This window comes from Pseudomonas sp. NY15437 (assembly GCF_048068435.1).
Lineage (GTDB): Bacteria > Pseudomonadota > Gammaproteobacteria > Pseudomonadales > Pseudomonadaceae > Pseudomonas > Pseudomonas nitroreducens_B.
Map to the genome: position 1 here is coordinate 630,777 of NZ_JBLUQC010000003.1, position 20,912 is coordinate 651,688.

At 68.9% G+C, this 20,912-nt stretch carries 18 protein-coding genes and 1 riboswitch; of the genes, 2 read left to right on the plus strand and 16 right to left on the minus strand.

What is annotated here, in order from left to right:
• Positions 1 to 745: 745 nt before the first annotated feature.
• A complete protein-coding gene (putA, locus tag ACNFIA_RS10170) occupies positions 746 to 4,684 on the plus strand; it encodes a trifunctional transcriptional regulator/proline dehydrogenase/L-glutamate gamma-semialdehyde dehydrogenase (protein WP_416784552.1) in 3,939 nt (1,312 codons plus the stop codon).
• A gap of 201 nt (positions 4,685 to 4,885) precedes the next feature.
• Here putA and ACNFIA_RS10175 read toward each other — a convergent pair whose 3' ends face one another.
• The 14 genes from ACNFIA_RS10175 to ACNFIA_RS10240 form a co-directional block, all read right to left on the minus strand.
• The gene (locus ACNFIA_RS10175) at positions 4,886 to 5,731 is read right to left on the minus strand and encodes an ABC transporter ATP-binding protein (protein ID WP_416784555.1); all 846 of its coding nucleotides are present in this window, start codon (positions 5,729 to 5,731) and stop codon (positions 4,886 to 4,888) included.
• Between the two features lie 5 nt (positions 5,732 to 5,736).
• Positions 5,737 to 6,567, minus strand: coding sequence for an ABC transporter permease (locus ACNFIA_RS10180; protein WP_416784557.1), 831 nt, complete (start codon positions 6,565 to 6,567; stop codon positions 5,737 to 5,739).
• The gene (locus ACNFIA_RS10185; protein WP_416784559.1) at positions 6,564 to 7,337 is read right to left on the minus strand and encodes a hypothetical protein; all 774 of its coding nucleotides are present in this window, start codon (positions 7,335 to 7,337) and stop codon (positions 6,564 to 6,566) included. The genes ACNFIA_RS10180 and ACNFIA_RS10185 overlap by 4 nt, the downstream gene beginning before the upstream one ends.
• A complete protein-coding gene (locus ACNFIA_RS10190) occupies positions 7,325 to 7,963 on the minus strand; it encodes a cysteine hydrolase family protein (protein WP_416784562.1) in 639 nt (212 codons plus the stop codon). The genes ACNFIA_RS10185 and ACNFIA_RS10190 overlap by 13 nt, the downstream gene beginning before the upstream one ends.
• Positions 7,960 to 8,724, minus strand: a complete 765-nt coding sequence (locus tag ACNFIA_RS10195) for a creatininase (RefSeq protein ID WP_416784564.1) — start codon at positions 8,722 to 8,724, stop codon at positions 7,960 to 7,962. Before ACNFIA_RS10195 ends, ACNFIA_RS10190 begins: the two co-directional genes overlap by 4 nt.
• A complete protein-coding gene (locus ACNFIA_RS10200; RefSeq protein WP_416784567.1) occupies positions 8,721 to 9,596 on the minus strand; it encodes a DMT family transporter in 876 nt (291 codons plus the stop codon). The genes ACNFIA_RS10195 and ACNFIA_RS10200 overlap by 4 nt, the downstream gene beginning before the upstream one ends.
• Complete coding sequence (locus ACNFIA_RS10205) at positions 9,596 to 10,348, minus strand: SDR family NAD(P)-dependent oxidoreductase (RefSeq protein ID WP_416784569.1); 753 nt, start codon at positions 10,346 to 10,348, stop codon at positions 9,596 to 9,598. Before ACNFIA_RS10205 ends, ACNFIA_RS10200 begins: the two co-directional genes overlap by 1 nt.
• 76 nt (positions 10,349 to 10,424) lie before the next feature.
• Positions 10,425 to 11,447 (minus strand): fatty acid desaturase family protein, encoded by a 1,023-nt coding sequence (locus ACNFIA_RS10210; protein WP_416784571.1) that lies wholly within the window; start codon positions 11,445 to 11,447, stop codon positions 10,425 to 10,427.
• Between the two features lie 54 nt (positions 11,448 to 11,501).
• Entirely contained in the window at positions 11,502 to 12,509 is a 1,008-nt protein-coding gene (locus ACNFIA_RS10215; RefSeq protein ID WP_416784574.1) for an ABC transporter substrate-binding protein, read from the minus strand.
• A gap of 44 nt (positions 12,510 to 12,553) precedes the next feature.
• A riboswitch (guanidine-I (ykkC/yxkD leader) is annotated at positions 12,554 to 12,658 on the minus strand.
• Positions 12,659 to 12,880: 222 nt separating this feature from the next.
• Positions 12,881 to 14,050: an MFS transporter gene (locus ACNFIA_RS10220; RefSeq protein ID WP_416784576.1), complete on the minus strand. Its 1,170-nt coding sequence runs from the start codon at positions 14,048 to 14,050 to the stop codon at positions 12,881 to 12,883.
• A gap of 121 nt (positions 14,051 to 14,171) precedes the next feature.
• The gene (locus ACNFIA_RS10225) at positions 14,172 to 14,312 is read right to left on the minus strand and encodes a hypothetical protein (protein WP_259755156.1); all 141 of its coding nucleotides are present in this window, start codon (positions 14,310 to 14,312) and stop codon (positions 14,172 to 14,174) included.
• 385 nt (positions 14,313 to 14,697) lie between these two features.
• Positions 14,698 to 16,491, minus strand: coding sequence for an N-acyl-D-amino-acid deacylase family protein (locus ACNFIA_RS10230; RefSeq protein WP_416784579.1), 1,794 nt, complete (start codon positions 16,489 to 16,491; stop codon positions 14,698 to 14,700).
• On the minus strand, positions 16,488 to 17,231 hold the full coding sequence (locus ACNFIA_RS10235; protein WP_416784581.1) for a sulfite exporter TauE/SafE family protein: 744 nt from the start codon (positions 17,229 to 17,231) through the stop codon (positions 16,488 to 16,490). The genes ACNFIA_RS10230 and ACNFIA_RS10235 overlap by 4 nt, the downstream gene beginning before the upstream one ends.
• On the minus strand, positions 17,228 to 18,139 hold the full coding sequence (locus tag ACNFIA_RS10240; protein ID WP_416784584.1) for a bile acid:sodium symporter family protein: 912 nt from the start codon (positions 18,137 to 18,139) through the stop codon (positions 17,228 to 17,230). Before ACNFIA_RS10240 ends, ACNFIA_RS10235 begins: the two co-directional genes overlap by 4 nt.
• A 187-nt stretch (positions 18,140 to 18,326) precedes the next feature.
• On the opposite strand from ACNFIA_RS10240, the gene ACNFIA_RS10245 reads away from it, so the two are divergent.
• The gene (locus ACNFIA_RS10245) at positions 18,327 to 19,283 is read left to right on the plus strand and encodes an AraC family transcriptional regulator ligand-binding domain-containing protein (protein ID WP_416784587.1); all 957 of its coding nucleotides are present in this window, start codon (positions 18,327 to 18,329) and stop codon (positions 19,281 to 19,283) included.
• 4 nt (positions 19,284 to 19,287) lie between these two features.
• Here ACNFIA_RS10245 and ACNFIA_RS10250 read toward each other — a convergent pair whose 3' ends face one another.
• Positions 19,288 to 19,527: a hypothetical protein gene (locus ACNFIA_RS10250; protein WP_416784589.1), complete on the minus strand. Its 240-nt coding sequence runs from the start codon at positions 19,525 to 19,527 to the stop codon at positions 19,288 to 19,290.
• 152 nt (positions 19,528 to 19,679) lie between these two features.
• Positions 19,680 to 20,831, minus strand: coding sequence for a murein transglycosylase A (locus ACNFIA_RS10255; RefSeq protein ID WP_416784592.1), 1,152 nt, complete (start codon positions 20,829 to 20,831; stop codon positions 19,680 to 19,682).
• Positions 20,832 to 20,912 lie beyond the last annotated feature (81 nt).

Genomic DNA, 20,912 nt, shown 5'->3' on the forward strand with positions numbered 1-20,912 from the left:
TACAGGCCGGCCCTGGCGTAGGAGCGGACTTCGTCCGCGATCGCGTGCATGGCACGCTCCTACAGGTTGCGTTCGTGTAGGAGCGGGCCACGCCCGCGACCCGTCGGCAGGGCCGGCGTTGTGCGCGTTCGCGAGCAAGCTCGCTCCTACAGGTCGGCCCAGGCGTAGGAGCGGACTGCGTCCGCGGTCGCGTGCATGGCACGCTCCTACAGGTTGCGGTTCGTGTAGGAGCGGGCCGCGCCCGCGACCCGCCCCGGCAGGGCCGGCGTTGTGCGGTTCGCGAGCAAGCTCGCTCCTACAGGCCGGCCTTGGCATAGGGGCGGACTTCGTCCGCGGTCGCGTGCATGGCACGCTCCTACAGGTTGGTTGGGTTGGTGTAGGAGCGGGCCACGCCCGCGATCCGTCGGCAGGGCCGACGTGGCTCCATCCCCGGCGAGGCTCTCGCGGGGTTGTCTTGCGCACCGGTCATTCCCCAGCCAAACCGAAGGGTTGCACCTTTTTCAACCCTGGCACGAACACTGCTTTCCTCCTGCCGTCCGGCCGCTCCTCGCGACTTGTCGCCGGGCGAGCCCGTGGCCGTGCTCCGTTTGGTAGCGCCGTGTGTGGGAAATGTCACCGGTTGCACCGGATTTGCGCGTACGACCAACCGCTTGTTTTTATTGGGTTGCACCTGGTTGCACCTTGCGATTCGGCGGTATAACCTTGCGCCGTTTTTCAGGCACACCTTCTAACAACAGGAAGCCCCATGGCCACCACCACCCTTGGCGTGAAGCTCGACGACGCCACCCGCGAGCGCCTCAAGCTGGCTGCCCAGCAACTCGACCGTACCCCGCACTGGCTGATCAAGCAGGCCATCTTCTCCTACCTGGAGCAGGTGGAAGGCGGGCTGACCCCGGCCGAGCAATCCGGTCTCGCTGCCGCGGCGGGCGAGGAATCGCTGGATGCGCTGAACGAACAAGGGCTGCAGGTCTTCCTCGATTTCGCTGAAAGCATCCTGCCGCAGTCCGTGCTGCGCGCGGCCATCACCGCCGCCTACCGCCGCCCGGAAACCGAGGCGCTGCCGATGCTGCTGGACCTGGCCCGTCTGCCGAAGGAGCAGGCCGCCGCCGCCAGCAAGATGGCCCTGGGCATCGCCGAGAAGCTGCGCAACCAGAAGAACGCCGGCGGCCGCCAGGGCCTGGTGCAGGGTCTTCTGCAGGAGTTCTCCCTGTCGTCCCAGGAAGGCGTGGCGCTGATGTGCCTGGCCGAGGCGCTGCTGCGCATTCCGGACAAGGCCACCCGTGATGCGCTCATCCGCGACAAGATCAGCAACGGCAACTGGAGCCAGCACCTGGGCCAGAGCCCGTCGATGTTCGTCAATGCGGCCTCCTGGGGCCTGCTGATCACCGGCAAGCTGGTGTCGACCCACACCGAGGCGGGCATGTCCTCGGCGCTCAACCGCATCATCGGCAAGTCCGGCGAGCCGCTGATCCGCAAGGGCGTGGACATGGCGATGCGCCTGATGGGCGAGCAGTTCGTCACCGGCGAGACCATCGCCGAGGCCCTGGCCAACGCGGCCAACATGGAATCCAAGGGCTTCCGCTACTCCTACGACATGCTCGGCGAAGCCGCGCTGACCGATGAGGACGCCAAGCGCTACCTGGCTTCCTACGAACAGGCCATCCATGCCATCGGCAAGGCCTCTCACGGCCGCGGTATCTACGAAGGCCCGGGCATCTCGATCAAGCTCTCCGCGCTGCACCCGCGCTACAGCCGCGCCCAGTACGACCGGGTGATGGACGAGCTGTACCCGACCGTGCTCGGCCTGGTGAAGATGGCCCGCGACTACGACATCGGCATCAACATCGACGCCGAGGAAGCCGACCGCCTGGAAATCTCCCTCGACCTGCTCGAGCGTCTGTGCTTCGAGCCGTCCCTGGCCGGCTGGAACGGCATCGGCTTCGTCATCCAGGCCTACCAGAAGCGCTGCCCCTACGTAATCGATTACGTGATCGACCTGGCCAAGCGCAGCCGTCACCGCCTCATGATTCGCCTGGTGAAGGGCGCCTACTGGGACAGCGAGATCAAGCTGGCCCAGGTCAACGGCCTGGAAGGCTACCCGGTCTACACCCGCAAGCCGTACACCGACGTCTCCTATCTGGCCTGCGCGCGCAAGCTGCTGGCGGTGCCGGAATCCATCTACCCGCAGTTCGCCACCCACAACGCCCACTCGCTGTCGGCCATCTACCAGCTGGCCGGGCAGAACTACTACCCCGGCCAGTACGAGTTCCAGTGCCTGCACGGCATGGGCGAGCCGCTCTACGAGCAGGTGGTGGGCAAGGTCGCCGACGGCAAGTTCAACCGTCCGTGCCGCATCTACGCCCCGGTGGGCAGCCACGAGACCCTGCTGGCGTACCTGGTGCGCCGCCTGCTGGAAAACGGGGCCAATACCTCCTTCGTCAACCGCATCGCCGACCACAGCATCTCGCTGCAGGACCTGGTGCTCGACCCGGTGCTGCAGGTCGAGCAGATGGCCGCGCAGGAAGGCACCCTGGGCCTGCCGCACCCGCGCATCCCGCTGCCGCGCGACCTCTATGGCGACGCCCGGCTGAACTCCGCCGGCATCGACCTGGCCAACGAGCACCGCCTGGGTTCGCTGTCCTCGGCGCTGCTGTCGAGCACCAACCACGCCTACCTCGCCGAGCCGATGCTGGGCCTGGCCGACGCCGCGCCGGGCGAGCCGCAGCCGGTGCGCAACCCGGCCGACCACCGCGACGTGGTGGGCCACGTTCGCGAGGCCAGCGAAGCCGACGTCAACAACGCCATTCTCGGTGCACTGTCCAGCGCGCAGATCTGGCAGTCCACCCAGCCGGCCGAGCGCGGCGCCATCCTGCAGCGCGCTGCCGACCTGATGGAGGCCGAGATCCAGTCGCTGATGGGCGTGCTGGTGCGCGAGTCGGGCAAGACCTTCGCCAACGCCATCGCCGAAGTGCGCGAGGCGGTGGACTTCCTGCGCTACTACGGCGCCCAGGCCAGCACCCACTTCGCCAACGACAGCCACCGCCCGCTGGGCCCGGTGGTGTGCATCAGCCCGTGGAACTTCCCGCTGGCGATCTTCAGCGGCCAGGTGGCCGCCGCCCTGGCCGCTGGCAATACCGTGCTGGCCAAGCCCGCCGAGCAGACGCCGCTGATCGCCGCGCAGGCCGTGCGCATCCTGCTGGAAGCCGGCGTGCCGGCTGGCGCCGTGCAGCTGCTGCCGGGCCGTGGCGAGACCGTCGGTGCCCGCCTGGTGGGCGATGAGCGCGTGCGCGGCGTGATGTTCACCGGCTCCACCGAAGTGGCCGGCATCCTCCAGCGCAACATCGCCGGCCGCCTCGACGCCCAGGGCCGCACCATCCCGCTGATCGCCGAGACCGGCGGCCTCAACGCAATGATCGTCGACTCCTCGGCGCTGGCTGAGCAGGTGGTGGTGGACGTCGTCAACTCCGCCTTCGACAGCGCCGGCCAGCGTTGCTCCGCGCTGCGCGTGCTGTGCGTGCAGGAAGACGCCGCCGACCGCGTGGTGCAGATGCTCAAGGGCGCCATGGCCGAGTACCGCGTCGGCGCGCCGGAACGCCTGCACACCGACATCGGCCCGGTGATCGACGAGGAAGCCAAGGCCAACATCGACAAGCACATCCAGGCCATGCGCGACAAAGGCCGCAAGGTGTTCCAGAGCGCCCGCCTGGACGCCGAGGAAATCAAGCGCGGCACCTTCGTCGTGCCGACCCTGATCGAGCTGGACAGCTTCAGCGAACTCAAGCGCGAAATCTTCGGCCCGGTGCTGCATGTGGTGCGCTACCAGCGCGCGGACCTGGACCAGTTGCTCGCGCAGATCAACGAATCCGGCTACGGCCTGACCCTGGGCGTGCACACCCGTATCGACGAGACCATCGCCCAGGTCGTCGGCACCGCCCATGTCGGCAACCTCTACGTCAACCGCAACGTGGTGGGCGCGGTGGTCGGCGTGCAGCCCTTCGGCGGTGAAGGCCTGTCCGGCACCGGTCCGAAGGCCGGTGGCCCGCTGTACCTGTACCGCCTGCTCTCGACCCGCCCGCAGGATGCGGTGGCCAACCAGCTCAAGGGCGATGGCGCCCAGGCGCTGCCGCGTCCCAAGGACGCCCAGCAGGCCGTGGAAGCCCTGGCCAAGTGGGCCGGGCAGAAGGACGCCGCCCTGGCGAGCCTGCTCAGCGGCTACGGCGAACTGGCGCAAAGCTTCACCCAGCAGGTGCTCACCGGCCCGACCGGCGAACGCAACACCTACACGCTGCTGCCGCGCGAACACGTGCTGTGCCTGGCGGAAGACCGTGCCGACCTGCTGGCCCAGCTGGCCGCGGTGCTCAGCGTGGGCAGCCGTCCGCTGGTGGCCGAGTCCAACGCCGCCGTGGTCAAGGAACTGCCGAAGGAAGTCGCCCAGCGCATCGAGCTGGTCGCTGACTGGAGCGCCACCGACAAGGTGTTCGACGCCATCCTGCACCACGGCGATTCCGACCAGCTGCGCGCGGTCTGCGAACTGGCCAGCCAGCGCAAGGGCGCCATCGTCGGCGTCACCGGGCTGAACCGCGGGGAGACCGACATCCCGCTGGAACGCCTGCTGATCGAGCGTGCCCTGAGTGTCAACACCGCCGCAGCCGGCGGCAACGCCAGCCTGATGACCATCGGCTGACGACCGTGCCGGGAGCGCCTTACCGGGCGCTCCCGGCCAGCTTCAAGGCCGCCACCGCGGCCACCGGCCCGCCAGCCCCCGGGTGGAGCTACCCGCTCCCGGCAGGCCGTCTCCCTCGCGCTTTCTGGCGCACTCCGTTTCGGGCGCCATGCCCGGCACAACGGCGGGGCTATCCGCTCCGCCGCTTCCCTTGCCCTGTGGTCAGACCGGCGCTGCCGTGCGGGTCAGTTGCTCCAGCAGTTCCAGGTCGGTGCTCATGCCCGAGGTCTCGCGGATGCGGGCAAGGATTTCCTTCTTCAGGGCGATGAATTCCGGCGCCATCTTCATGTCCTGGTTGCGCTCGGCCGGCAACGGCACGTCGTAGACGCTGTCGATGCGGCCGGGGCGCGGCGCCATCAGCACCACGCGGCCGCCCAGGTAGATCGCTTCCTCGACGTCGTGGGTGACGAACAGGATGGTGCTGTTCTCCAGGCGGTGCACATGGCGGATCAGGTCGTGCATCACCTCGCGGGTCTGCGCGTCCAGGGCGCCGAAGGGCTCGTCCATCAGCAGGATCTGCGGCTTGGGCATCAGTGCGCGGGCGATCGCCACGCGCTGCTGCATGCCGCCGGAGAGCTGGCTGGGGTAGGCCTGGGCGAAGGCCGAGAGGCCCATCAGGTTGAGCAGCGCGTCGGCGCGGCCGCTGGCGACCTCCACGTCGGCATCGCCGCGCACGGTGTCGGACACCACCTTGAGCCGGCGGCAGAACTTGATGTTCTCCATCACCCGCAGCCAGGGGTACAGGCTGTAGTGCTGGAACACCATGGCGCGGTCGATGCCGGGGCCGTCCACGGCGCGGCCATCGACGAGGATCTCGCCGCCGCTGTGGCGCTCCAGGCCGCCGATGCTGCGCAGCAGGGTGGACTTGCCGCAGCCCGAGGCGCCGACGAAGGTGACGAACTCGTTGGTGCGGATGTCCAGGTTCACGTCCTGCAACGCCTGCACCTGCCGGCCCTGGCTGCTGAAGACCTTGTCGACGTGGCGGATGGCGATCTTGTTCTGGCTCATCGGATTTACCTCTTCATCCAGGGGAAGGCCACCCGGCCGAGCCAGCGGAACGCCTGGTCGGTGAGCAGGCCGATGACGCCGATCAGCAGGATGCCGGCGAAGATCTTGTCGGTCTGCATGTAGCGCTGGGCGCGCAGGATGGCGTAGCCCAGGCCGGAGTTGGCGGCGACCAGTTCGGCCACCACCAGGTAGGTCCAGGCCCAGCCGCAGGTGATGCGCAGGGTGTCCAGCAATGCCGGGCGCGCGGAGGGCAGCACCACCAGGCGGATGATCTCGGCGCGGTTGGCGCCCATGGTCTGCGCCGCCTCGATCTGCGCCAGGGGCACGCGGCGCACGTCCTCGGCGACCATCAGCACCATCTGGAAGAAGGTGCCGATGAAGATGATCAGCACCTTGGAGCCTTCGTCGATGCCGACCCAGAGCATCACCAGCGGGATGAACGCCACCGCCGGCATGTAGCGGATGAAGTCGGTGAGCGGTTCGAGGAAGGCCTGCACCGGGCGGTAGGTGCCGATGTACAGGCCCAGCGGCAGGGCGATCACCGCGGAGGCGAGGAAGCCGGCCATGACCCGGTAGACGCTGATGGCGATGTCGCCGACCAGGCCCTCGTCGCTCCACCAGTGGCCGATGCGCGCCAGCACCGCGTCCGGGCCGGGGAAGAACATCGGGTTGGCCAGCCCGGCGGCGCTGTAGGCCCACCACAGCAGCAACGGCAGCAGCAGGCCGGCGGCGGCCAGGGCCCAGACGGCGCTGCGCGGCAGCTCGCCACGGATCACCCACCAGCGCTGGCGGGCAGGTTGGGTGGCAGGGCGGGGCAGGGGTTGGTGGGCGGTCATGGCGTCACCTCCACATCGGGGAACAGGGGCCGCTCGCAGGGTTGCCAGCCACCGGCCGGCGGCTTCGCGCCCAGGCGGTTGAGCCAGCGGGCGTCGCGCAGCAGGTCGGGGTGGTCGGGGTCGGCGTCGGCGTCGGCGGGCAACAGACGGGCGCCGATGCGCGCGGGCAGGGTGCTCAGCTCGATCTGCCAGGGCATCGCACCGCCCTGGTGACGGCCAAAGCTCAGTTCGAAATCCAGCAGCTCGGCGTTGTCGCCGTCGAACAGCGCGGCCAGGGACTCGGCGTGCGGCAGCGCCAGGCGCCGTCCAGCGGCGAACAGGAAGCAGTCGCCGGCCAGCAGCAGGCAGCCCTGGCGGCCATCGGCGCCCAGCAGCCAGGTGCCGCGGTTGCGCCCAAGGGATTCCGGCAGGCGTTCCCAGACCTCGTGGTAGCTGCCGTCCAGGCCGTCTTCCAGCACCTTTTCGCTGTCGACGAAGTGCATGCGGCCGATGTCCTCGCCGCCGTTGGGCGGCTGGAAGTCGATCGCCCGATGCCATTGGCAGAGGTCGCCGGTGACCTCGGTGATGCCGGCGAATCCGGCCTGGGTGGCCAGTTGCGCGGGCGTTTCGGGTGCCGGCAGCGGAATGCGCAGGTCGGCGAACAGGCGCTCGGTCTGCAGCCAGTAGACGCGGGTGCCGGTGTCGCGGATGCCCGCCGTGGTGGTCAGCAGGGTGCGTTGCCAGACGCCGAGGTAGGCCGGCGGCACCGCGGGAAGGGTCAGGCCAGGCACGGGTTTTCCTCCCATTCGGCGAGCATGGAACGACTGTCCAGCACGCGGCCGAACAGGCCGCCTTCCACCGCCACCATCGCCAGGGCGGCGGCGTGCAACTCGGCGCTCGGCGAGCCGCAGGCATCGCTGACCAGGGTGCAGGCATAGCCCAGTTCCACCCCGGCGCGCAGCGTGGAGGACACGCAGACTTCGGTGGTCACGCCGCACAGCACCAGATGGCCGATACCGCGGCGGCGCAGCAGCAGGTCCAGGTCGGTGTAGGCGAAGGCGCTGTAGCCGGGCTTGTCGATCACCGGCTCGCCGGCCAGCGGGCGCAGCTCGTCGATCAGGTCGTGGCCGTACTCGCCGCGCACCAGCAGGCGGCCCAGCGGGCCGCGTGCGCCGATGGGCGCGCCGGCCTGTTCGGCGCGGCGGCGTTTGCTTTCGTGCAGGTCGCTGAGGTCCGGGCGATGCCCTTCGCGGGTGTGCACCACCAACAGGCCCTGGGCGCGGGCGCTGTCCAGCAGGCGGGAGATGGCCGGGATCGGTGCGCGCAGGCGGCCGATCTCCAGCCCCGCCTGGTCGGCGTAGCCGCCGGGGGCGCAGAAGTCGCGCTGCATGTCGATGACGATCAGGGCGCTGCTCACAATGCGAACTCCTTGCGCACCGCGGCGGCGATCCCCTGGACGATGTCCTTCGCCATGCGCAGGCCCTTGTCGGGGCTGGAACCGCGCGCCGACGACAGCACACCCGAGGGCGGCACCCATTCGGTGCGGCTGGGGTACATGTCGTAGGGGGGAAAGTCGGCCGGGCCGTCGTCGGGAATCAGGTCCAGGCGCACCAGGTTGGGCAGGTAGTGCAGCATCAGCGAGGTCTCGATCACCGCCGCGTGCTCCAGGGCGAAGCCGGGGAAGCCGTCAGGGAAGACGTCGTTGAGCGTGGCCTGGCTGCAGAAGTCCCAGTGCTCCAGGCGCATCACGTCCAGCGGGCTGGAAGGGCCCAGCTCTCGGAGGGCGAGCTGGATGCCCTCGGTGACGAACCACTGGTTCTCGTAGTGCCCATCCACCAGCACCAGGCGGGTGACGCCGTGGCGGGCGAACTCGCGCACGGCGTCGCGCACCAGGGCGATCAGGGTCTGCCCGTCGAGGCTGGTGGTGCCGCAGAAGTGCTGGCCGCCGCCGCACTTGGGCTGCGACTTGTAGCCGTAGGAGAGCGCGGGCGCGACCAGGCCGTCGACCTGGCGGGCGACGTCTTCGCACAGCGCGCTGGCCAGCAGCGCATCGGTGCCCAGCGGCAGGTGCGGGCCGTGCTGCTCGGTGGCGCCGCACGGCAGGAACACCACGGGGGATTGCTCGCGCACCCGGCGCGCGTATTCGACCCAGCTGAGCTGGTCCATGCGGACAGTCATGTTTCGGCCTCGCAGAGAGTGGGGGAAGAGTCAGCAGACGGGCGCGCGGCGATCAGCGCCGCGGCCAGCACCAGGGAGCCGCCGAGCCATTCGCGCAGGCCCAGTTCGCGCTCGCCGAACCAGGCGGCAGTGAGCACGGCGACCAGCAACTCGATCACCACCAGCACGGCGGCCCGGCTCGCTTCGACGTGGCTGAAGCCGTATTGCGCGGCGCCCATGGCGGCCAGCCAGAACAGCCCAAAGCCGGCCAGCTGCAGCCATTGGTGAGCGTCGAGGGTGGGCAGTGGCGTGCCTTGCAGCAGGCAGAACAGGCCGCCCAGCGCGGCGCTGCCGATGAAACCGACCACCGCCTTGCTGGCCAGCGGCACCTGTTCGGCGGCGCGGGTGGCGAGGTTGTTGAGGGCGAAGGCGAAGCCGGCGGAGAGCGCCAGCCAGTCGCTCGGGCCCAGTGGGCGAAAGGTCTCGCGGCTGACGCCCAGGGTGAGGGCGATGCCGAGCATGGCCAGCGCCAGGGCGCCGAGCCGCGCGGGGGTGAGCTGTTCGCCGAACAGCAACCGGCCTCCCAGCAGGCCCCAGACCGGCGCGAGATAGAACAGCAGCATGGCGCGCACCACGTCGCCCTCGGAGAGCGCCGCCACCAGCCCGGCGGTGGCCCAGCCGCCGAACGCGCCGATGGCCAGCAGGGCGCCGCGCTGGGGCCACCATTGCCGGCGTTGGCGCAGCACCAGCGGCACGGCCACCGTGCACAGCATTCCGTAGGTGCAGAGCACCACCGGCATGCCGGCCAGGCCCTGGTCGGCGAAGTGCGCCAGGGGCATCCAGCCCAGGCCCCAGATGGCGGCGCCCAGCAGCAGGACGAGTTCCGCGCGCATCAGGCACCCATCCAGGCGCCGCCATTGGCGCCGAGCATCTGCCCGTGGAAGAAGCTGGCGCCGGGCGAGACCAGGAACAGCACCGCCGCGGCGATCTCCTCGGGCTGGCCGAGACGCCCGGCGGGGATCGCGGTTTCGCGGGCGATCATCGCCTCGCTCATGTGCTCGACCGAAACCATCGGCGTGTCCACCGGCCCCGGCGCCACGCCGTTGATGCGGATGTGCGGGGCGAATTCCCGCGCCAGCGCCTTGGTCAGGCCGATCACCCCGGCCTTGGCGGCGCAGTAGGCGGCGTAGCGTTCGCGGCCGAGCTGGCCCAGCTCCGAGGCGATATTGACGATGCGGCCGCTGCCGCGCGCCTGCATGTGCGTCAGGGCATGGCGACAGCAGCGGTACACGGCATGCAGGTCGACGCCGAGCAGTGTCGCCCAGTCGTCCTCGCTGGTATCGAGAAAAGGCTTTTCCAGGATGATCCCGGCGTTGTTCACCAGGATGTCCAGGTCGCCGTCCGCCAGCACGCGGGCGAACATCCCGGCGACCTGTTCCGGCATCGCGACGTCGGCCTGCACGGCATGGGCGCGACCGCCTGCCGCGGCGATGCGAGCCACCAGCGCAATGGCGGCTTCCGGCTGGTCGAGGTGGTTGATCCACACCTGCGCGCCGGCCTCCGCCAGTGCCAGGGCGACGGCTCGGCCGATGCCCTGGGTGGCGCCGGTGACCAGTGCGGTTTGTCCTGCGAGCGGTTTGCTCATCGCGTCACCCCGCCATGCCTGAGCGACAGCGCCTTGTCGGTGATGCGTACGCGTGTGCCCCGGTAGTCGATCATGTTCAGACCGCCGTCAGGAACGAGACGCCCACGGCGCCGTAGAAGCCATCGGCGCGGTCCTTGCCCGCCGGCGCGACCGCGCCGTAGTGGTCGTCCACCACGCGGCGCAGGCGGTGCTGGTGGAAGCTCTTGAACAGCAGGTACATCGGCAGCAGCTGGGCGTAGTCCTCGCCGTACAGCTCGTGGTGCAGCCTGCGCAGGCGGTACCAGGGCGCGACGGGCTTCTCGTGATGCGCGTTGTGGTAGGCGAAGTTGAGCAGCAGCAGATCGAGCACCGGCCAGCGGACCGAGACCACGTTGGAGTAGGTGTTCATCTGTTCGTAGGTGCGGTCGCGGGCCTTGTCGTTGGGGATCTTGCCGCCGTCCTCCAGCACCGCGAAGGCATCGTAGGTGTGCTGGTAGGCGTCGGTGAAACGCAGGACCACGATCATCAGCGTCCAGGCGAGGAAATAGAGCACCAGCGCCTTGGGCGACACCGCCGCCACCCCGGCGAACAGCGCGCCGCGCACCAGCAAGGTCAGCGCCACGCGGCGGCGGTTGGCGCGGTGGCGCGGGTTGTCGGTGATGAAGGGCAGGAGGATCACGTAGTAATGCATGATCAGCTCGATGGCCGGCACGTAGGCCCATTCGGCGGCCAGTACCAGGCCGCGCACCCAGCGCGGGCTGCGGGCGAGGAAGGCCTTGGTGTCGAAGGTGATCACGTCGGCGCGGTCGACGTGGTGGCGCATGTGCTTGCGGCGCAGGTCCTGGAAGCCGGCGTAGCAGCTGCCGCACAACCAGCTGCAGGCCTCGCCGGCCCAGGTGTTGTGCTCGGGCCGGGCGAAGATGGTGCCGTGGGCGAATTCATGGATCAGATACGCCGCGACGATCATCGCGTGGCCCAGCAGCAGGGTGCCGGCGGCGTTGAGCAGCCAGCTATCGGCGAACAGCAGGGCGAAGCCGGCAGCGTAACCACCGAAGGCATAGGCCAGGGCCAGGCTGTTGGGCAGCCGGCCATCGGCGTAGCGGTACAGGGACGCGGACATGAAGAACCTCCGTGGGCGCTCCCGCCCTCCCGGCAGGAGCGGTAGGTGGGCGCCTTACTGGGCGAGGGCCTGGACGAACTGCGCGTCGAAGGTCTGGGCGAGGTCGGGGATCGCCGGGATCTGGCTGTTGTCCTTGAGCAACTGGGCGATCACCGCGCCGCTGCCGAAGAAGGAGCTGGTGGCGTCGGACTTCTCGAAGTTCCTGCTCATCTCCGCCAGCGGGATGTTGTACACCCCGGCCATCTGCTCCTTGGCTTCGGCGGCGCTGACGCCCAGCACCTTGCCGATGATCTCCGCGGATTCGTCCGGGTGCGCCTTCATGTAGGCCAGCCCGTCGGCGTAGCCCTGGATCATCGCGGTGATCGCCTTCTGGCGCTTGCCGATCACCGCCTGGTTGAACACCAGCACGTCGGTGATCAGGCCCGGCGCGTCCTTGGAGGAGTACACGACGTGGAACTTGTCACCGGGCATGCCGAGGATCTGCGAGACGTTGGGCTCGTAGGTCACGCCCACCGGCAGGCTGCCGGAGGCCATGGCGCCGGGGATGCCCTCGGGCGTCATGTTCACCGGGCTGATGTCCTTGTCGCTCAGGCCGTGGCTCTTGAGCGCATAGGCGAGCAGGAAGTCGGACGGCGAGAGTGGGTTGAAGCCGATCTTCTTGCCCTTGAAATCGGCGACCGAGGTGATCGATTTGTCCGCGACGATGGCATCGCCGCCGTTGGAGAAGTCGATGGGCATCACAACGCGGTAGGGCTGGCCCTTGGCGACGCCGCCGACCACCTGGTCGTAGGTGAGCATGCCGCCGTCCAGGGCGCCGCCGGTCATCGCGGTGGGGATCAGCGCCGGGTCGTTGAAGAACTGCAGCTCCACCTTCAGGCCGTGGGGCTTGTAGAGGTCGAGTTTGTCGGCGACATAGAAGGGCGCGTAACCGGCCCAGACGACGGTGCCGATCTTGAGTTTTTCGGCGGCCTGGAGCGTCAGCGGCACGACCCCGGCGGCAGCAAGCAGACAGGCACCGAGCAGGGTCTTGCGCAGGGAACGCAGGGAAAGCGGCATGGTCATGGCATTGCTCCTAACGGTTGGAAATCGGCACGGGATGACATCACGTCTCCCGGGCTTTTCTCCCGCCGTGTAGCCCTGTCCCTAGGGCCGGAAAACTCTCGGACCAGACGCCCTTCTCGCGAAAGACCGGAACCCTAGTTCGCCTGTGGTGCAACTCCACTGTGTGCCTTGCTGCGTTCGCCCACCCGGTGGCTGCCTTGCCGTGGGTGATGCATCCCGTTGCAGGGGACAGAGCAATTGAAATGCCAGTTTTCCCGCTGCGGAAAAACCACCGGGGATTTCAACTGCTTAGCTGAAACCCCGGTTCACGGAGAGTGCCGCCCATGCGCAGGCCGGCACCAAGTCGATGCGCCTTGCCTTCTATTGAGGCATCAGGCGGTGCGCGCGGCGCTGCGCTTGAGCGACGCCGCCGCCGTGGCCACGAACAGGCCGGCAGCCAGCGCGAGGGCCACCGGCACGCCCTGCGGGCCGAGGTCCATCAGGCTGCCGCTGAGCAGCGGCCCGAGCAGGCTGCCGACGCCCCAGAGCATGCCGGCGGCAGCGTTGGCGGTGACCAGGTCGCGGCCGCGGAAACGCTGGCCGATCAGCACCAGCGCCAGGGTATAGACGCCGCCGGCCACCGCGCCCAGCAGCATCAGCGCCGGCCACAGCAGCGACGGCTGGCCGATCAGCCAGGGCAGGCCGAGGCCGATCAGCATCGCCGCGACACCGCAGGCGAGGTGCAGGGCGGGGCGATCGACCCGATCGGAGAGCCAGCCCAGCGGCAACTGGCAGAGCATGTCGCCGAGCAGGATCACCGTGGCCATGAACGCGGCGATGCCCACCGCGTAGCCGTGGCTGGAGGCGTAGACCGGGAAGAGCGACAGGACCACGCTGTCGAAGAAGGAGAAGAACAGCACGCCCATGCACAGCGCCGGGGCGACCCGCAGGAAGCCGGCGAGGGAGAAGCTGCGCGGCTCCTCCACGTGCTCATGCAGGCCCTCCTCTGGCATGGCGATGGCCACGGTAGCCAGGGCGATCAGGTGCCCGGCACTGACCAGCAGCACCACCCAGGGCGTCTGCGCGCCGAGCAGCGCCACCAGGGTCGGGCCGAGCAGTTGGAAGGCGGTGAAGCTGGTGGCGTACAGGGCCACGATGGTGCCGCGATTGTTCTCGCCGCACAGCTCGTTGACCCAGGCCTCGCCAAGGATGATGGCGATGCCCATGCCAACGCCCAGTGTCAGCCGCGCCGCGGCCAGCAGCCAGAGGGAGTGGCTGCTGAACTCGATGGCAGCGGTGCTCGCGGTACACAGCACGAAGCACAGCAGATACAGGCGGCGCCGGCTCAGCAACTGGCAGGCACGGTCCACCAGGGTGGCGGCGAGGATCATGCCGGCCGCCGGCACGGCCGAGAGGATGCCGATCTGCAGCGCGCTGGCGCCGTTGTCCAGCAGGCGCAGCGCCACCAGCGGGAGCGTTGCGCCCAGGCTCAGGCCGACGATGGAGACGGCGAACAGCAGGACCGCCAGCAGCGGTTTGTCGAGGGTAGTTGGGGTAGTCATGAAACCTTCTCTTGCCCGAGCTTTCCAGCGGCGGGCGTACCAATGCATGCGAGCCCGCCGGCGGCTGCCGGTGGGCGGAATCGGAATGCGGAAATGCCGGCGCGAACGCGCGGCGTCCGGCTCAGCAGCCGGCGGGCGGGGAGAAGGTGAAGGCGAACAGCACGCTGCGGCGACGGCGCAGCGCGGTATCGATCTTGCGTACGCGCGGGGGCTCTCGCAGCAGGGCGAGGCTCGGATCGGCGAAGCGCTGGAACGGGGTCATGGTGCGGGTAACACGGGGCTGTCGGAAACCGCGCACTCTAGTGAGTGCGCGGCGGGGCGTCAATCTCGGCCAGCTGCGCGGTATCGCGCCAAGCCCCGGCACGATGCTTTTTGTAGGAGCGGGCCACGCCCGCGAACCGCGGACGAGTCCGCGCGCCCGTCGTGTATCGGCACCGCAAGCCCTGCTTACGGATCGCGAGCATGGCTCGCTCCTACAAGGGCCAGCAGGGGATGCTCCCTGTAGGAGCGGGCCATGCCCGCGATCAGCCGGCAAGGCCGGCGTCAATAGGGTTCGCGAGCAAGCCCGCTCCTACAGGTTCAGCTCGTTTTCGTAGGAGCGAGGGGACGCCATCGTTATTGCTCGCGAACCGCCGCCCCTGTCGAAGCTATCGGCTGAATACCGGTTCCCCGACAGGCGCTTCTTGCGGCCGGCTGAGCACGTCCCGCCCCGGCAGGAATCGTCCGAAACCGCGCTCCTTGCCCAATGCCTCCGGGAAACCGCTGCCGCGCCGATAGGCCACGCGGCCGTTGATCAGCGTGGCCTCCACGGCATCGTCGTTGCGCTTGACCAGGCGCGTCAGGCCGATGACCTCCATGGGCGCTTCGCAGACCTCATCCAGTTCGTCGGTGAGCCCGGCCGGATTGATCACCACCAGGTCGGCGCGGTCGCCGACGCGGATGTAGCCGGCGTCGATCCCGGCGAAGTCGGCCAGCTCGCCGGTCAGGCGGTGGATGGCGCGCCCCGTGTCCATGAAGCGCTGCCCGGCCAGGTCGGCATCGCGCACGTACTTGAGCATGCGCAGCGGGAAGTTGTACTGCGCGTGCGACGCCAGGTGCGCGCCGGAGTCGGCGAAGCCCGGCTGGGTCCAGGGGCTGGCCAGCAGCTTGGCCATGATCTCGGGGCGGTGGTTGCCGTAGCAGGTGGTCCACTTGAGAGCGTTGCGGTACTGGCCGGCCAGTTCGAAGAAGGCGTCCACAGGGTCCAGCCCGCGCTCGCGGCCGATGTCTTCGAAGTTGCGGCCGACCAGGGTGGCGTCCGGGCATTCGCGCACCCAGCAGTCGGACAGGTTGCGGTGCCAGAGGCCGAGGCTGAGGGTGGCCTTGATGTCCTTCTTGAAGCGCTCGCGGAAGGCCGGGTCCTGGATGCGCGTGTAGAGCTCCTCCGGGTCCTTGATGTCGCGCAGCACTTCGCCGGCGCCGAACTCCTCGAAGCCGTTCATGTTCAGCCCCTCGATGCGCACCACGAAGGGCGCGGGCAGGGTCTGCCAGCGGTAGCGCCCGCGCAGCAGGCGGTTGGCGACCCAGCCGGAGGCGCGGGTGATGCGGTGCATGAAGGGCTGGGATTTCAGGTCCAGCGCGGTGAGCATCGAGCATTTGAGCGGGCGGCGGAACCAACCGTGGGCCTGGTAGAGGAAGGCGAACACGTTGATCTTGGTGACCGCATTCGGCGCACCCTGCATCAGCGCGTTGCGCCGGCGCAGCACGGCGAACAGGCGGGAGAATTCCTTCCAGCTGGCGAACGTGGAGGGCAACGGGCTGGACCAGGCGCGGTCGCCGTCCATCTTGTCCAGGCGCGTGGTCATCACCGAGAGGCCGAAGCAGCCGGCGTCCAGCGCCTGCTCCAGCAGTTCTTCCATGCGGGCAAGTTCCGCTTCGGTGGGCTTGGCGCCGCTGATGGCGCGCTCCAGGCCCATCACGGCCACGCGCAGTTCGGAGTGGCCCAGAAAGGAGCAGAGGTTCGGCCCCAGCGGCTGCTGGTCGTAGAACGCGCGATAGCCCTTGGCGTCCTGCCAGGTGCGCTTGTCGCGCAGGATCGGCAGGACCTGCTCGCGCGGCACGGCTTCGACGCGGGTGAACAGGTCCGAGCAGTCCTCAGCCTCGCCCAGCACCATGCTGATGGAGCAGGAACCGACCGACACGGTGGTCACGCCGTGGCGCACCGATTCCTTCAGCGCCGGCGCGGCGATGGCCTCGGCGTCGTAGTGCGAGTGGATCTCCACGAAGCCGGGGGTGACCCAGCGCCCGCTGGCGTCGATCACCTCGGCGCAGCCGGTCTCGTCCAGCGGGCTGAGGCTCAGGGTGTCGATGCGTCCGTCCTTGATGCCGACGTGGCGCAGGCTGCCGGGGGCATCGCTGCCGTCGAAGTACAGGCCGTTCTTGATGATGATGTCGTAGCTCACAGGAGGCTCCAGGGCGACAGCAGCAGGACGCCGCTGACCAGCAGCAGGCAGTGGATGGCCAGGCGGAAGTGGTGTTCCTCGAAGCGGTGGTGCAGGCATTCGCCCAGCCAGACGCCGAGCAGCAGTAGCGGGGCGTAGGCGAGCACCTGGGGCAGCGCCGGGCGCAGGCGGCCATCGAGGAGGAAGGCCAGGGTCAGCAGGCCATTGAGGGTGAACCAGACGCACACCAGGGTGGCGCGCAGGCGCGTCTTGTCCAGTGGGCGGGTGGCCAGCGCGTAGACCAGCAGCGGGCCGCCCGAGGCGAACAGGCCGTGGCAGACGCCGGCAGCGCCAGTGGCCAGGCGCACCACCCAGTTCGGCGTTCGGCCGCGCTCCGGGGCACTGGCGCGCAGGCGCCACAACTCGCGGCCGGCGAACCAGAGGATCAGCACGCCGAGGCCGCGCTTGAGCGGCTGCGGGTCCAGGTGTGGCAGCAGCCGGTAGCCGATCGCCATGCCGATCAGCATGCCCGGCAGCACGGTGCGCAGCAGCAGGCGCGTGTCGATCAGCCGCCGGTGCCGCCAGCAGAGGTAGCCGGTCATGCCGATGTTCAGCGGCACCAGGATCGGCAACAGCGTGTCGATGGGCATCAGCAGCGCGCCGAGGGACAGGGCGATCACTACGCTGCCGAAGCCGGTGATGGCTTCCAGGGTATACGCCAGCAGGATGAAGCCACCCAGGGCGATGGCGGGCGCATTCATGGCGCCGTCACCGCGGCGGCGCGAGGTTCGCGCCGCGCCCAGAGTTGCGCCAGGACCAGCCCGGAGAACAGCTGCCAGCAGCCCCAGAACGCCGCGATCAGCAGCATGCCGCCGGCCTGCGGGAAGAAGGTGAGGATCAGCGCCATGCCCAGCGCGGAGTTGTGGATGCCGCTTTCCAGGGTGACGGCGCGCACGTCGGCATCCGGCAGCTGCCACAGCCGCGCGCAGGTGTAGCCCAGCAGCAGCGCCGTGCCGTTGAGCAGCAGCACCAGCCAGAAGAACAGGTGGAACCAGGTCATGAACTGCTGGAAGTTCTTGGCGAAGGCCATGCCGACGAAACCGAGCATGACCAGCAGCGACAGCTGCCGCAGCGGCTTCTCCAGGCGGCGCGCCAATTGAGGCTGGTGTCGGCCCAGCGCCATGCCCAGCAGCATCGGCAGGATCAGCACCAGCACCACCACGCCCACCAGTTCCAGCGGGTCGATGTGGATCTGCGTGAGGCGGTCGCGGGTCGCCGGGTTCAGGCCGGCGTACAGGGCGAAGTTCAGCGGCGTGAAGATGCCCGCGCTGAGCCCCGACACGGCGGTGACGCTGGCCGATACCGCGACGTTGCCGCGGGCCATCCAGGTCATGATGTTGGAGAAGGTGCCGCTGGGGCAGGTGGCCACCAGGATCATCCCCAGCGCCAGTTCCGGGTCGATGGGCAGGGCGATGGTCAGCAGGCAGGTGGCGGCCGGCAGCAGCAGGAACTGCACCAGCATGCCGATCACCGGCGCCTTGGGCTGGCGCAGGATGCGGGTGAAGTCGTCGCGGCGCAGTTCCAGCGACACGCCGAACATCATCAGGGCGATGATGGCGTTCAGCGCGATCATCGAGCCGCCGGAGAATTCGAGATGGACCTCAGGCATCGCCGCTCTCCCGTCGGATCTCGGAAAAGGGCATACGAACGGCAGCCGGCGGCACGGGCGCGGCTTCGGTGGGATTGGGCATGCAAGGCGACTCTTGTTTGAATTTATCGTTGTAATTGGCAAGCATAGGGGAGCGTTACCGCCCGGTAACGGCTCAATCGGGACCTTCGCCGGTTAATTCGGGACCATGCCGCACACCATTACCGTCCATTACGCCCAGGGCATTCTGCAGGCCGCACAGCGTCTGGGGTTGTCCGTGCCGGTCGAGCTGCAAGCGGCCAGCCTCGAACCCCGCATCCCGTTGCAGCGCCAGGATGCCTTCTGGGAGGCCATCTGCACCGCTTCGGGCGATCCCCTGCTGGGCTTGCGCCTGGGCGCCGCGCTGCAGGTCGGGCATCTGGACATGGTCGGCGCGCTGCTGATGAGTTGCGAGCGCTACGGCGAGGCGCTGGAGGCGCTGCTGGAGTATTTCCCGATCATCGCCGAGGGCAGCGAGTTCCAGCGCGAGCAGGATGCGACGCAGGTACGCCTGGTCTACCGGCCCAGCTACGCCGTGCGCCGCGAGGAGCGTGTGGAGGCCGCACTGGCGAGCCTGGTGCACCTGACCCGCTGGATCACCGGCGACCAGGTGAGGCCGCAGCGCCTGGCGCTGGGGCATGCCGCGCGGGGCGAGCCGTCACGCTATGCCGAGGTGCTTCAATGCCCGGTCAGCTTTGACGGCACTGAAAGCTCGCTCAGCTTCGCGCTGGCCGACCTGGACGTACCGCTGATCCAGGCCAACGCCCTGATGCGCGAGCACCTGCGCGCGCTGGCCGATGCGCAGCTCGAGCGCCTGGGTGCGCAAAGCCTGGCCGCGCGTGTGCAGCACCTGCTGCGACAACATCCGCGCTGGGGCAAGGAGAGGGTGGCGGATCAACTGGAACTCAGTGGTCGCCACCTCAACCGCAAGCTCGCCGACGAGGGCACCAGTTTCAAGCTGCTGCGCGAAGAGGTGCTGCATGCGATGGCGGAGCAACTGCTGCGGGAAAACCCGCGCCTGAGCGAGGTGGCCGAGCGCCTGGGGTTCTCCGACGAAAGCGCGTTTGCCAAGGCTTTCCGCCGCTGGAGCGGAATGACGCCCGGGCAATTCCGCCAAGGCCATTGAGCGATCAGGGTCGGCTGGGTTTCACCGCCGGCAGCGCCTGGACCTCAGGCGGATAAACGTGCTGCGGAATGACCCGTTGCTGCTCGATCGCCGGAGGACCGGAGTGGCTCGCCGCGAAATGCTGATCGACGCCGAAGAACAGCAGGACCAGGGCGATGGCGCCAACCCAGCAGAGCAGGTCGCAGTTCAGCGGGAAGCCCCGATGGTGGCGTTGCGAACGGAGGGGAGACTGCTGTTTCTTCATGGCGAGCACCGCGTGCGAGGTGAGAGTCAGTGAAACCAGGAAGCACCTGGTGTTGCTGACCATCTTCCCCGGCGCGGGGCTGCCGGTGATTCAGGGAGCTCTGTAGGCCTAGTAGGAAAATCCTCTGTATTCCTACTCGGCAATCTGTAGGCTCATGCGCCCGGCAGGGCCTTGTCATTCGGCCACAGCAGCCACAGCTGACCATCCTGCTTCATGTGCCCGGCCAGCTCGCCAGCGGCGTCGCCGGTACCCCAGAACAGGTCTGCACGCACTTCGCCGACGATGGCGCCGCCGGTGTCCTGGGCGGCTACCGGGCGCACCACCGGCGCGCCGTCCGGGCGGGTGGTGGCGAGCCACATGAGGCTGCCCAGGGGGATCACCTTGCGATCGATGGCCACGCTGTAGCCGGGGGTCAGCGGCACGTTCAGCGAGCCGCGGGGGCCTTCGTTACTGTCTGGGCGCTGGCTGAAGAACACGTAGCTGGGGTTGCTCGCCAGCAGTTCGTCGACGCGCTGCGGATGCGCGCGGGCCCAGTCGCGGATGCGCGCCATGCTGACTTCCTCCTTGCTCAGCTCACCCTGTTCCACCAGCCAGCGGCCCACCGGCTTGTACGGGCGGCCGTTCTGGTCGGCGTAGCCGAGGCGCAGCTGGCGGCCGTTGGCGAGCTGTACGCGGCCCGAGCCCTGGATCTGCAGGAACTGCAGGTCCATCGGATCCGGCAACCAGGCCAGCACCGGCGCATTGACGCCGTCGCGGCGGATGCCGGCCGCATCGGCGTAGGGCACCAGGGTGTTGCCTTCGAGCTTGCCGCGCAGGCGCTTGCCCTTGAGCTCGGGGTAGACGCTGTCCAGAGCGACTGTGATCAGGTCCCTGGGGACGCCGTAGACCGGCACGGTGTGCTGGGCGTCGCGCTGTTCGCTGCCGCGGTAGACCGGTTCGTAGTAACCGGTGATCAGCCCGGTCTTGCTGCCGCTGCCTGCGCGCAGCTGGTAGGGCTGCAGGCGTGCCTGCATGAACTGGCGGATCGCCGGGGCGGAGGCCGGCACGCTGGCCGCGTCGGCGCAGGTCGCCGCCCAGATGTCATCCTTCTTCAGGCGTACCGCGCAGGCCGAGCGCCAGGCGCTGAAGCCTTGCAGCACATCGGTGTCGGCGGTCCTGGGCAGGTCCGACCAGGCGGCCTTGGCGTAGGTGGGGGCCTGGGCTTCTTCGGGCTTTTTGCCGAACAGGCCGCAGCCGGAGAGCAGACTGGCGAAACACAGGGTGGCGAGGAGAGGGCGGGTCCAGTGGCGGGACGAATCGGTCACGGGCGAGTCCTGGCAGGCAAACGAAAGCCCGCTAGCTTGGGCAGACGCGGGGCGTGCGTCAAACGCATCGGTCGGATTTAC